Here is a 14,097-nt window from a genome sequence, read left to right on the forward strand (position 1 = left end):
AAGCAGTTTATTCAGGGTATAGATAATTTTGGAATAAGCATATAACAAAAACTATAATAATTTAAATTGATTGTTTATATATAATCTATCTGAATTTCTGGTTATAAGTTTCTTCTGGTAAGTTGGTAATAAATCGTTAATATTAACAATATTATTACAAACTCTAGTGAACAATGTTGGGGCTACCTGTATGCGAATAACACTTAGGCAACTCGAGGTATTTACGGAAGTACTAAAAAGTGGCTCCACGACGCAAGCATCCCAATTACTCGCTTTATCGCAATCTGCTGTAAGTGCGTCGTTGACCGACCTTGAAGGGCAACTTGGAGTACAACTGTTTGACCGAGTAGGCAAACGGCTTGTGACTAATGAGCATGGTCGGCTGCTCTATCCCAAGGCATTGGCGTTGCTTGAACAAGCGTTGGAAGTAGAACAATTATTCAAAAAAGAGATGGGGGCGGTGCGTCTCGCTGCCAGTACCACAATTGGTAATTACATGCTGCCATCACTGCTGGCGGAGTATCGTCGTGACCACCCGACGATCCCATTAGAGTTAAATATCAGTAATACAGAGGAAGTTATTAAAGCGGTGATGGAATTTCGCGCTGATGTGGGTCTTATTGAAGGCGTGTGCCATAGCCCCGAGTTAATTACCGAACCATGGCTAAAAGATGAATTGGTGATATTTGCGGCTCCTAGTAATCCATTGGCGGGAAGAACACTCACCTTAAAAGAGTTACGTGATGCGCCTTGGGTGCTGCGTGAAAGAGGCTCAGGTACACGAGATGTGCTCGATCAGCTGTTATTTGCTCATTTACCGGGTTTTCATATTTTTATGGAGCTTGGTAATTCGGAGGCCATTAAGCATGCAGTTCGCTTTGGTATGGGGATCAGTTGCTTATCAAGACGCGTTATTGAGGAGCAATTGACGAACGGGTCGTTAGTAGAGCTAGAGGTTGAAGGGCTACAGTTACAGCGAACACTGTATTTGATTTATCACCGCCAAAAACATTTATCTAATGCAATTAAAAACTTATTAGATTATTGCAAGTAATGTGTTGCTGATTTAACAAAGTTTATGGATCGTATAAAGCCAAATGGTCAACAAGGTTGTTATTTGAACTATGATGCATAGGATATAAGTGTTTTACTAATAATTCCGTTGGGATTATGAAGGTATCTTATAACTGCCAAGAGTTACTTAGTTCTGACAGGATGTTTTGCTAGAATTCCTTCAATATTGATTAAATAAAGAAAAACAGGGAACAGATGTCAGAACAACAAACCACTACGGTACAAGGTAGCGGACAAAGCAAATTACGTCGTGAGTTGAAAGCTCGCCATCTTGCAATGATTGCCATTGGCGGCTCCATTGGCACCGGCCTCTTTGTTGCATCCGGTGCAACCGTTGCACAAGCAGGTCCCGGCGGGGCGCTTCTTTCTTATGCAATTATCGGCTTAATGGTCTATTTTTTGATGACCAGCTTAGGTGAACTTGCGGCTTATATGCCAGTGTCAGGTTCTTTCGCGACCTATGGCGCTAAATATGTTGATGAAGGTTTTGGTTTCGCATTAGGCTGGAACTATTGGTATAACTGGGCTGTAACTATTGCTGTCGACTTGGTTGCCGCGCAACTGGTCATGACTTACTGGTTCCCTGATACGCCGGGTTGGATTTGGAGCGCAATATTTTTAGCCGTCATTTTCTTACTGAACTATATTTCTGTTAAAGGGTTTGGTGAGGCAGAATATTGGTTCTCACTCATTAAAGTGACAACCGTTGTTATTTTCATCGTTGTCGGCGTATTGATGATTTTTGGTATCATGAGTGGTGCTGAAAATGCGGGATGGCATAACTGGACCATCGGGGATGCACCATTTGCTGGTGGTTTCTCTGCCATGATTGGTGTGGCGATGATTGTCGGCTTCTCTTTCCAAGGAACCGAACTGATTGGTATCGCCGCGGGTGAATCTCAAGACCCTGCGAAGAATATCCCTAAAGCAGTACGTAAAGTATTTTGGCGTATCCTTTTGTTCTATATCTTTGCAATCTTGATCATTAGTTTGATTATTCCATATACAGATCCTAATCTACTGCGCAATGATGTTAAAGATATTAGTGTTAGCCCATTTACCTTAGTATTTGAAAATGCTGGGTTGCTATCGGCAGCAGCAGTAATGAATGCGGTTATTTTAACGGCGGTACTATCGGCAGGTAACTCAGGGATGTACGCCTCAACACGTATGCTGTATACCTTAGCCCGTGAAGGTAAAGCACCACGCATTTTTGCTCGCCTCTCAAAAGGTGGGGTACCGCGTTATGCGCTATTTGCCACTACGGTAATTGCTGCTCTGTGCTTCCTAAGTTCAATGTTTGGTAACCAAACTGTCTACTTATGGCTACTGAATACTTCAGGTATGACAGGGTTTATTGCTTGGTTGGGGATTGCAATTAGCCATTATCGTTTCCGTAAAGGTTATATTGCGCAAGGTAAGGATATTAATGACTTACCTTATCGTTCGGGCTTCTTCCCAATTGGTCCTATCTTTGCTTTTGTTCTCTGTTTAGTGATTACATTAGGGCAAAACTATCAAGCGTTTTTAGAAGATAAAATTGATTGGGTAGGGGTTACAGCCACTTATATTGGTATTCCATTATTTTTAGCAATTTGGTTTGGCTATAAAATAGCCAAAAAAACGTCAATTATTCGTTATAAAGACATGGAATTCCCAAGCTACCGTGAAAATCTGAATAAATAATTGCTTAAATTATTTACACATATTCAATAACAGTAAGTTATAAATAAAAATGCCAATCAACAATGAACTGGGGTCAGTTCGAACGTTGATTGGCATTTTTTATAATGGGAAAAACCGAATAATCGGGTCGTTTCCTCATGATATGCTTTGCATGCTGAGTCTGGCGTTATCTTCTTTTTTAAAGACGAAATAGCCAATTTATCAATTGATTAACAAAAATTTTCGTCCACGATCACAATTCAATACATAGATGGAATTAAATCAGCAATCGTATTGATAAGTATTCTTATTTGCTTTATTGTTATGGGCACCAAAATAAAGGGGATAAGAGGTTTGATGTGAAGTTGATGGCAAAGTCGTTAGCAAAAGGGATAGGTTTAGCATTATTTGCAGGCTCTGTGATGAGTATCAGTATTAGCTCATTGGCTGCAACAGTTACTGATGTTGCTGGTAGAACGGTTGAAGTACCTGATAATGTTAATCGTATCTTACTTGGTGAAGGCCGTTTGTTGAGTGCAATTGCTTTACTTGAAGGCGATAAACCGCTTGATAGAATTGTTGGCTGGCAAGGCGACTTACGTAAACTTGATCCACAAACTTACGCGGCTTATAAAGCTAAGTTCCCTCAAATTGATAATATTCCATTAATTGGTAATACCAGCGCTGATAGTGTCAGTGCCGAAAAAGTATTAACACTGAATCCAGACATTGCGATTTTTGGCCTCTCTGGTCATGGCCCCGGTAAAAATAGTGAGTTAGTAGGGCAGTTAGAAAAGGCGGGTGTGCCTGTTGTGTTTGTTGATTTTAGAGACAATCCACTGCAAAACACGCTACCGAGTATCCGTATGCTTGGGAAAGCATTAAATCGCGAACAGACTGCAGAAAAATATGCTGATTTTTACGAAAAAAATCAAAAATTAGTGACGGATATCACCAGTAAGATCCCTGAAGATAAAAAGCCTACCGTGTTTATTGATTTACGTGCTGGTGCATTTGAAGATTGTTGTGGAACCGCAGGCAACGGGAACATGGGGAATTTTATCGACCTAGCGGGTGGGAAAAATATCGCCAAAGATGTGCTACCCGGTGCTTTGGGTAATATGAACCTAGAAAAGGTTATCGCTGTTGACCCACAAATTTATATCGCAACAGGTGCTAAAGCTCCCGGCAGTAAAGATGTCGGAGTGCAATTAGGGGCACAAGGCACTGTTGAAGATGCAAAAAGTAGCTTGAAAAAAATTACTGAACGCAAAGGAATTAGCTCTTTGTCAGCGGTGAAAGATGGCAAAGACTATGCAATTTGGCATAACTATTACAATTCTCCCTACAACGTATTAGCGACTCAAGTATTTGCTAAATGGTTCTATCCGGAGCAGTTTGCTGATCTGGATCCGCAAAAAACCTTGAATGAATTACATAGCCAATTTCTTGCAGTTGAGCCAACCGGCATCTATTGGGTAAGTGAGAAGTAAATTTTGTAGGTAATAATAATGAGTCTTACTACCGAGTCTATATCAACTGTTAAGCCGTCAGTGAGAGAAAATGATAATGGTGTGAAGCAGCATTATCAAAAAATGTTACGTCGTAGGGTAGCATGGATTGCCGTGATCATCGCTGCAATCTTATTATCATTGGTTATTGATTTCACATTAGGCCCATCCGGCTTATCGCTGGAAAAATTATGGCAAACCATCGTATCCCCTGAATCTGTAGAAGCGGGAACTCGTGTGATTGTTTGGGATATCCGTTTGCCTTATGCCCTTATGGCCGTTGTGATTGGCATGTCACTTGGCCTTGCTGGGGCCGAGATGCAAACTATCTTGAATAACCCGTTGGCAAGTCCATTTACCCTCGGTGTTTCCAATGCCGCTGCTTTTGGTGCGGCATTAGCGATTGTTTCCGGTATTGCTATTCCTGGTGTGCCTGATCAGTGGGTAATTTCAGCGAATGCCTTTATTTTTGCACTATTGGCTGCACTGATGTTAGATGCAGTGACCCGTTGGACGCGCGTTGCAACATCGGGTGTCGTATTGTTTGGGATCGCATTGGTATTTACCTTTAATGCTTTAGTTTCAATGATGCAATTTATTGCCACAGAGGACACTCTGCAAGGTCTAGTATTCTGGACAATGGGGAGCCTTTCAAAAGCAACATGGGTAAAACTCGGGGTGATGACACTCGTCTTTGCTCTAATTTTCCCATTGGCGATGATGAGTTCATGGAAACTGACTGCACTGAGGTTGGGCGAAGACCGAGCGATTAGTTTTGGTATTGATGTCCGTCGGTTACGTTTAACCACATTGTTGCGTATCAGTATCTTATCAGCGTTGGCAGTCGCATTTGTGGGGCCTATCGCCTTTATCGGCCTGGTTGCTCCTCATATCGCGCGCTTGATGTTTGGTGAAGATCACCGCTTTTATTTGCCAGCAAGCGCATTAATTGGTGCCTTAGTCTTATCCATGGCATCTATTGCATCTAAAAATATTATACCGGGTGTCATTATTCCTGTTGGTATTGTGACCTCACTCGTTGGTGTACCGTTCTTCTTAAGTATTATTTTACGTCATAGAGGTAGTGTGTCATGACAGATGGCCTGATTATTAATCGCTTTAATGCAGGTTATCCTAAAAACCCTGTGATTGAAGGGCTGACAACAGAAGCTTTACCAAGAGGTCAGATCACTGTGTTATTAGGGCCAAATGGAAGCGGCAAATCGACTCTGCTGCGCTCTTTGGCTGGTTTAAATAAAGCTACAGGGCAATTGCTGTTAGATGGAATGGATTTAACACAGCAAAACTTTGCTCAGCGTGCGCAAAATGTTGTCTATTTACCTCAAAGCTTACCAGCAGGTGTTCATCTTTATGTCTTGGAATCAGTGATCGTTGCTCAAAGAGCATCGGGTGGTCTGAGTAATGAAAATAGTAAAGATGAAGTGATGCATTTATTGCGTCAATTAGGTATTGAACATTTAGCATTAAGTTATTTAGACCAATTATCAGGTGGTCAAAAGCAATTGGTTGGTTTGGCACAATCATTAATTCGTCAACCAAACTTATTGTTATTAGATGAGCCATTAAGTGCATTAGATTTAAATTACCAATATCACGTTATGGATTTAGTGGCGAAAGAAACAAAGCGTCGCAATATTATTACGGTGGTTGTGGTTCATGATATCAATATTGCGTTAAGACATGCTGAACATGTTTTAATGCTAAAAAAAGGCAAACTGATTGCTCAAGGTGAACCAGAGGCCGTGATTACGCCAGATAGCTTGGCTGATGTGTACGGTGTTAGGGGGCGAATAGAGCGCTGTTCTCAAGGGGTACCACAAGTTTTAATTGATGGCTTAGTGGATAAGTTAGCGAGCTAGTTTTGATATAAATTAATAGTGTCAATGAAATTTAGATTGGCACTATTAATTGAATAAGAGAATAAAGGTTATATTTTTCTAGCGATAATTAGTTATAGAAAATTTCAATATATACAAATAGTATTTACCATAAATTTTCTATGGGTAATTTTTATTATCTAATAACCAAAAAAATAATAATAGTAATGATAGGGTTATAGACCCGAATATTGAGCTTATGTCATATCAAAATTCAAATCAAAATTATCTCTTGGAGAGTTGGGAATGGTAGTTTTCAATAAAAGAAAAATTGCAATAAGCGTTATTGCGGCAATCACAGCAGTCCCTGTATTTGCGGATGATAGTAAAGACACGATTATGGTTACCACCGCATCTGGCTTCCAACAAAAAATTGAAGATGCGCCGGCGTCTATTTCTGTGGTAACGCGTGAGCAACTAGAAAATAAAGCTTACCGTGATGTCACCGATGCATTGAAAGACGTTCCGGGCGTTCTAGTCACCGGCGGCGGTAGTAGTTCAGATATCAGTATTCGTGGTATGGATGCAAAATACACGATGATCTTGATTGATGGTAAGCGTGTTGATACGCGCAGTACGCGCCCAAATAGTGACGGTTCAGGTATCGAACAGGGATGGCTGCCACCACTACCTGCAATAGAACGTATTGAAGTTGTTCGTGGGCCTATGTCTTCCCTCTATGGTTCTGATGCTATGGGTGGGGTAATTAACATTATTACTCGCCGTGTGCAGCAAGAGTGGACGACAAGTTTACGTGCTGATACGACAATTACTGAGCGTAGAAATTCAGGAAACACTGGACAAGGCAGTTTCTATACTTCTGGTCCACTGATTGATGGCTTGTTAGGCGTGAAGCTTAGCGGTCAATATTCACACCGTGGTGAAGATAAAATCGTTGATGGTTTCGGTCGTCAAATCGTTGCAAGTGGTGGTGGAACACTGTCATTAACACCAGATGAAAAGAACACCTTTGATTTGGATTTCAAAAAAGATAGCCAGCATAGGGACTATCGTGAAGGCTATACGTATAAAGAAGGTGATAGTAGCAGCTTTAGTAAATATGAGATGACGCATACTGCATTAACTCATACAGGGGTTTATGACCTAGCTAACACTGATACTTATATTCAATACGATGAAACTAAGAACCCAACTCGTAAGATGAAATTTGATGATCTCATCATACGTAATCAAAGTGTCTTCTTAATTGGTGACCACAGTTTAAGTTTAGGTGGCCAATATCGTAAGGAAAAATTAGAAGCAGGTGATAATAAATTTGCACTAAACAAACTTGACCGTTATAGCTGGGCGCTGTTTGCGGAAGATGAATGGTTAATGACCAATGATTTCGCTTTAACCGGCGGTATCCGTATGGATAAAGACGAAAACTATGGTACTCACTGGACACCTCGTCTTTATGGTGTTTGGCATGCTGACGACCAATGGACCATCAAAGGTGGTGTGTCTACAGGTTATAAAGCACCTGACTTACGTCAATCTTCAGCAGACTGGGGGCAATCAACGGGTGGGCGCGCAGGTAACGCAGTGATTTACGGTAACCCGAATTTGAAACCGGAGAAAAGTGTTACAGAAGAAATTGGTGTAATTTGGAATAACCAAGACAATATTACCGCAGGGATCACGATCTATAATACCGATTTCAAAGATAAAATTACAGAAGTTAGACGCTGTGATAATAGCAATGCAAATATCAGAGACTGTACATTAGATGATGGTATTGGTGATAATGGTAAGCCATACCGTTTTGTTAGTGACCGTGAAAACGTTGATAAAGCAAGAATGCGTGGTGTTGAGTTAACGTTTAACTGGGGCATTCTGGATAATTTAGCGTTTTCGGCGAACTATACTTACACCGACACTGAACAAAGAAGTGGTGTCAATAAAGGTAAGCCGCTAAACAAGCAGCCAAAACATATGGGTAATACGACATTGACATGGGATACAACTGAAGAGTTGCAAACATGGGCACGCATGAATTTCCGCGGTAAAACGTCTGATTACCAAGGCCGTGGTGAGACAATGAATAATGGTACGGCGTCATATGCATTGTTTGATTTAGGGGCAAGCTACCAGTTGAACAAGAATGCAAATATTGTCGGTGGTGTCTATAACGTGCTAGATCGCCGCATTGACTCAACAAACTATGGTGCTGAATTAGAAGGTCGTCGATACAATATAGGTATCAACTATAACTTCTAATGAGTTTGATAACTGACTGAATTAAGGCTCTCTTATTGAGTTAAGAGGGCCTTGTTTTTTGGCGTGCGAAAAAGAGTAAAAAATGTCTTTTAATAGCAAAAATTTATAGAAGAAAACAAGTTATTAGCTACCAGCGCAAAATCGGCAAATTTATCAAAAATTCTCATCAAATATTGTCTGTTTTTTTAACAATACCTATTGCTATTTGATAACTTGAAGTGCAAAATGCGCGAACTAAAAAAATGACTGATACCTCAATTTCCGGTATCGGTTTTTTTTTGCTTTTTAAGTTCGTTTAATTTTATGGGGCCGGATAATAGGCCGGATAGATAAATTATATTTTTACGTGTAGCAAACATTTTATGCTACCGATTTGAGGAATGCTTGCATGGCTTACTTTTTCGCATTCGCAGCAGGGCCTGGTGGCCGTGGCTGCCGCATCGATGATTACGGAGCAATCGGCTGCTTCGCAACTTCACCATTTAACCTTTCATCTTTCTTCTCTGCCTATAGGCAGATGCAAAGTCTTCCCAGTAACTGTCGATTAAGTAGGTCAAATAGTACTCAATCGAAAGTTATGGGAGGGCTTTATCATGCCAAATAATTCAGTACCATTATCCATCGGTAGCAACCAAACTGGTGCAAACAACCGCGTAGAGCTGGCAAAAACGCTCACCCTGTTACAAGTGGTGATGATTGGTCTTGCTTATATTCAGCCAATGACGATTTTCGATACTTTTGGTATGGTATCGGATAAAACCGGTGGTCACGTCCCGACTTCCTATATTATTGCACTTGCTGCGATACTATTTACTGCTCTGAGCTACGGCAAATTGGTAAAACGTTTTCCATCTGCTGGCTCGGCGTATACCTACGCTCAAAAATCAATGAGCCCACATATTGGCTTCCTTGTAGGATGGACCTCGCTGCTGTCTTACATCTTTATGCCAATGATCAACATATTATTAGCGAAGATTTATTTACAAGATATCTTCCCAACGGTTGAGCCTGCTATTTTTGTTGTGGGGCTAGTTATTCTGATGACTGCCGCTAACTTACGCGGTATCAACGTCATCGCTAATCTAAGTACCGTGATTGCCATTATTCAAATAGGGGTCATGGTTGTATTTACCTTGATTGTGATTCATGGTGTATCGAATGGCGAAGGAACGGGTGAAGTTTGGACCTTCCGACCATTTGCTGATGAGCACACGGAATTGATCCCTCTGATAGCCGGAGCGACAATACTCTGCTTTTCATTCTTAGGTTTTGATGGGTTAAGCTCTCTGTCAGAAGAGACGCCAAATGCAGGTAAAGTGATCCCGCGTGCTATTTTCCTGACAGCACTTATCGGTGGGATTATTTTCATTACCGTGTCATTCTTCTTACAACAATTTTTCCCAGATGTTTCGCGCTTTAAAAACATCAATGAAACACAACCTGACATTATGAGATTTGTTGCTGGGGCATTCTTCCAGTCCATTATTTTGGTTTTCTCATGTGTTACCGTATTAGCTTCAGGTATGGCTGCACATGCAGGTAGTGCTCGCTTGATGTATGTGATGGGGCGTGATGGGGTGTTCCCAGAAAAAATCTTTGGCCACGTAAGTCCAAGATGGCGTACTCCGTCTTATAACGTATTAATGGTCGGTGTGTTAGCACTTGGCGCTATTTGGTTTGAGATGGACTTTGCAACAGCATTAATTAACTTTGGTGCACTGATTGCGTTTACGTTCGTTAACATTTCAGTTATCAGCCAGTTCTTCATTCGTGAACGCCGTATACATGGGATTAAGAATATCCTTAACTATTTGATTTTGCCTGTCATTGGTACGCTGACCGTTTGTGTACTATGGTTAAATATCGAAGAGGATTCAATGGTATATGGTTTAATTTGGACGGCTGTCGGTCTGGTCTATATGGCGATATTGACGCGTATGTTCCGTCGTCCAATGCCTCAAATGAGCGATTATTAATTTAGTCGATTGAATAAAAACAGCACCTCAGAGTGCTGTTTTTTTTTGCCTATTATTCAGGCTGTTAGTCTATTATTTGTTTTAACCTTCCAATCAGCTAATTGTGACACTGCACCGATATCTCAATCTAAAACGCTTTATAATGTGATATGGTTGTTAAATGATTATGACATTACAATTAATTGAACAGTTTATTGATAATTACCCTGACAGGAAGGCGCAGAAATGAATGCAGTAAACAGCCCTGAAAATCAACGATTATTACTGACACTCACCAATATTGTTGGTAAAAAAAATATCCTGACTAAGCCTCATAAAACCGAACGTTACCGCAAAGGGTTTCGCTCAGGTATCGGTAATGCTATAGCGGTCGTCTTCCCTACCACGTTGTTAGAGCAATGGTATGTTTTTAAAGCCTGTGTCGAGGCGGATAAAATAGTGATTATGCAAGCCGCGAACACAGGGCTGACAGAAGGTTCGACGCCAAGCGGTTATGATTATGATCGTGATATCGTTATTATTAGCACATTAAAATTAAATCAAATTCAAGTATTACCTGAATTTAATCAAGTTGTTGCTATGCCAGGCAGTACGCTGTATGACCTCGAGAAATTACTAAAACCATTAGGTCGTGAACCGCATTCTCTCATTGGCTCCTCTTGCATCGGGGCGTCAGTGGTTGGTGGGATCTGTAATAGTTCAGGTGGCTCCCTAGTGCGCCGAGGCCCGGCTTATACGGAGCTAGCCTTATATGGGCGAGTAAATGAAGATGGAAAAGTGGAGTTAGTAAACCACCTAGGGATTAACTTAGGGGATACACCTGAAGAAATTTTAACGAACTTGCAAAATCGACGTTATCGAACAGAAGATGTTGAACACAGTGAAAAGCTGGCGTCAGACCATGAATATGCTCAGCGAGTTCGTGATGTGAATGCGGATACACCATCACGCTTTAACGCAGATGAGCGCCGCTTGTTTGAAGCATCTGGTTGTGCGGGTAAATTAGCTGTATTTGCTGTCCGCCTTGATACTTTCCCTGCCGATACCTCAACACAAGTGTTTTATATTGGCACAAACAATCCGGATGTTCTGGAAGACATTCGCCGTCATATTCTTAGTGAATTTAAAAACTTACCAGTAGCAGGTGAGTATATGCACCGCGGTTGTTTTGATATCGCTGAAGTATACGGAAAAGATACCTTTTTAATGATAGATAAATTTGGCACTGACAAAATGCCACTATTTTTTACTATCAAAGGCCGAATTGATGCCGTATTAAATAAAGTACCGTTGTTACCGTCAAACCTTGTTGACCGCACTATGCAGCTACTCAGTAAATTATGGCCTGCACATTTACCTCCACGTATGAAGCAATTTCGTGATAAGTATGAGCATCATCTGATGTTAAAAATGGCGGGTGAAGGTATTGATGAGGCGAAAGTTTGGCTGAAATCCTTCTTTGCAACGGCGGATGGGGGGTATTTTGAGTGTACACCAGAGGAAGGGGCGAAAGCATTTTTACACCGCTTTGCCGCAGCGGGATCGGCGGTTCGTTATCATGCGGTACATAATAAAGATGTTGAGGATGTATTGCCGCTGGATATCGCTTTGCGTCGAAATGATCGTGATTGGTTTGAAAAATTGCCGCCAGAAATTGAAAAATTGTTAGTTCATAAACTGTATTGTGGGCATTTTATGTGTCATGTGATGCACCAAGATTATGTATTGAAAAAAGGCGTCGATCCAAAAGAATTGAAAGAGAAAATGTTAGCGCTGTTAGATGAACGAGGTGCACAATACCCCGCAGAGCATAACGTAGGCCACTTATATAAAGCTCAGCCACAGCTAAAATCTTTCTATAAAAAAGCCGATCCGACTAACACCATGAACCCCGGTTTAGGCAAAACAACGAAACGTAAAAATTGGGAGGGGGATTGTGGTTGCCACCACGATCACTAATCAGTGCAAGCGTTGTTTTTGGGCAGGAAACCCTGCCCAACCCATATTAGCTGGCTAATTCAGCCGCGTAATTGACCAGTGCTTTGAGCTGCTTACAGCGTTCAACATCGTTTTGATGTTCAATCATTAACGACTCAATAGATTGCATATATTCCATTAAACGGCTTTCAGTAAAGTAGTCACGGCGGTGCTGCAACCAGCGTTGCTGCTCATCATAGGATAAGGTTGAGGGGTAATTACGTGCTTTATAACGGAAAAATAGCTCTTTCATACGTGGGTCTTCAAAAGTGAGGTCTAACGCAGGCAGGTTTTTTTCCGGTGTTTCTCTAATAATATCCATCGTCGAGCGGTCAGAGCTACTGAAAAAGCCACTGTAAATTTGAGCATCAACATCATCCGGCTCTTCAAATGGTTGCGCTTGGGCAAAAATTTCAATCACTTTATGACGAATATCGGGGTGCTTACGTAAGATTTCCAAATTGCGTAGGCAGAGATCGCGGTCAACCCCCGTGCGTTCAGCATCTTCTGTACGCAATGTTTTCTCAGGCGCAAGAATAGGGCATTTATTAATGTGTACTAATTTAATCGGAACCGGTAATTCGCCATCTAATTCCGTTTTAGGGGTATATAAGCGCTCACGCAAAGTCTCAACGGGCAAATTAACCAGGGGTGAAATATCCGCCGCTAAATCACACATAATAACCGCATTACGGTTGTCTGGGTGCCATGCTAATGGTGCAACAAGGCTAATATAGGAGCGTAGAGCGCCAAACATGCCAGAAACATGCACCAACGGTGTCATATCGACAATGTCGATTAATTGGCTAACTTTATTTTTATTTCTTAGCTGGTAGAAGTAGTTGAACATTCTAGGTTGAGCGGCTTTGAGCAGCTTCGCCATATTTATGGTGGCGAGTACATCGGACATCGCATCATGAGCATTTTCATGGGCGATACCATTCGCTTTTGTTAGATGTTCAAGGCGCATACTAGGTAAGCCTTCATCATTTTCAGGCCAAATAATCCCTTCAGGGCGTAGCGCAAAACACGCTCTCACAGTATCTAATAAATCCCAACGCGAATTACCTTGCTGCCAGCTATAAGCGTAGGGGTCATAAAAATTACGATAAAAAATATTTCGAGTCACTTCATCATCAAAACGAATATTGTTGTAACCCATAATACAGGTATTCGGTTGGCTAAATTGCTGGTGGATCCGTTTAGCGAATTCAGCCTCATTGACGCCTTGGGCTAAGGCGAGCTGTGGTGTAATACCGGTGATCATCACCGCTTCTGGTTGGGGCAAATAGTCGTCTGTTGGTGCGCAATAAAAGACTTCTGGCTCATCAATAATATTAAAATCGAGATCGGTTCTAACACCTGCAAATTGTGCGGGGCGATCAAGTGCGGGGTGTTTACCAAAGGTTTCATAGTCATGAATAAAAAAGGTAGGCTGCTTTTTAGTCTCTTGCAACGTTATTCTCCGTAAGCCTTTGCTGCTATTTTTGTGATGATGAGGTTTTGTGATGGTTACTGATAAGGGGCAAATAATTTAGGCTAATAAACACAAAAATTGCTCCAGAGAATAGGCGGTAACTTCTCACAAATAGTAGCGACTATCATACCTGATAGATGTGAAAACCTGAACAGAGGCCCTTAAATGGTTGGCGTTGCAATTTAAATATGTAATAGGAACAAACTGCTATCTAATTGATATTTATATCAATCATTTGATATAAGATGCCCTTTTTTCTTGAAAAAACAGGTAAATCAGCGTAAAAATTTGCCTGATAA

Annotated in this window: 9 protein-coding genes; 8 read left to right on the forward strand and 1 reads right to left on the reverse strand. The window is 41.2% G+C overall.

All coding sequences use genetic code 11. The features are described 5' to 3' along the window. Positions 1 to 190: 190 nt before the first annotated feature. The 8 genes from yieE to dld all read left to right on the forward strand — a co-directional run bounded on the left by yieE (position 191) and on the right by dld (position 12,303). On the forward strand, positions 191 to 1,054 hold the full coding sequence (yieE, locus tag M1E93_RS08490) for a DNA-binding transcriptional regulator YeiE (RefSeq protein ID WP_040133253.1): 864 nt from the start codon (positions 191 to 193) through the stop codon (positions 1,052 to 1,054). Between the two features lie 215 nt (positions 1,055 to 1,269). Beyond that, a complete protein-coding gene (locus M1E93_RS08495) occupies positions 1,270 to 2,760 on the forward strand; it encodes an amino acid permease (protein WP_004920869.1) in 1,491 nt (496 codons plus the stop codon). 347 nt (positions 2,761 to 3,107) lie between these two features. Next, complete coding sequence (locus M1E93_RS08500) at positions 3,108 to 4,232, forward strand: ABC transporter substrate-binding protein (RefSeq protein ID WP_154598944.1); 1,125 nt, start codon at positions 3,108 to 3,110, stop codon at positions 4,230 to 4,232. A gap of 18 nt (positions 4,233 to 4,250) precedes the next feature. Continuing rightward, the gene (locus tag M1E93_RS08505) at positions 4,251 to 5,345 is read left to right on the forward strand and encodes a FecCD family ABC transporter permease (RefSeq protein WP_014656188.1); all 1,095 of its coding nucleotides are present in this window, start codon (positions 4,251 to 4,253) and stop codon (positions 5,343 to 5,345) included. Then, the gene (locus tag M1E93_RS08510) at positions 5,342 to 6,130 is read left to right on the forward strand and encodes an ABC transporter ATP-binding protein (protein ID WP_004920863.1); all 789 of its coding nucleotides are present in this window, start codon (positions 5,342 to 5,344) and stop codon (positions 6,128 to 6,130) included. Before M1E93_RS08505 ends, M1E93_RS08510 begins: the two co-directional genes overlap by 4 nt. A gap of 264 nt (positions 6,131 to 6,394) precedes the next feature. Then, positions 6,395 to 8,368, forward strand: a complete 1,974-nt coding sequence (locus M1E93_RS08515; protein ID WP_104873551.1) for a ligand-gated channel protein — start codon at positions 6,395 to 6,397, stop codon at positions 8,366 to 8,368. Between the two features lie 593 nt (positions 8,369 to 8,961). Continuing rightward, positions 8,962 to 10,344 carry an APC family permease gene (locus tag M1E93_RS08520; protein ID WP_004920857.1) on the forward strand — a complete coding sequence of 461 codons (1,383 nt, stop codon included), beginning with the start codon at positions 8,962 to 8,964 and terminating at the stop codon, positions 10,342 to 10,344. Between the two features lie 225 nt (positions 10,345 to 10,569). Beyond that, on the forward strand, positions 10,570 to 12,303 hold the full coding sequence (gene dld, locus M1E93_RS08525; protein ID WP_004920852.1) for a D-lactate dehydrogenase: 1,734 nt from the start codon (positions 10,570 to 10,572) through the stop codon (positions 12,301 to 12,303). Positions 12,304 to 12,349: 46 nt separating this feature from the next. Here the strand turns inward: dld and sbcB are convergent, their stop codons facing one another. Further along, positions 12,350 to 13,777, reverse strand: coding sequence for an exodeoxyribonuclease I (sbcB, locus tag M1E93_RS08530; RefSeq protein WP_102780482.1), 1,428 nt, complete (start codon positions 13,775 to 13,777; stop codon positions 12,350 to 12,352). Between the last annotated feature and the right edge of the window lie 320 nt (positions 13,778 to 14,097).

Source organism: Providencia sp. PROV272, assembly GCF_049901975.1.
In the GTDB taxonomy this organism is placed as follows: Bacteria; Pseudomonadota; Gammaproteobacteria; order Enterobacterales; family Enterobacteriaceae; genus Providencia; species Providencia stuartii.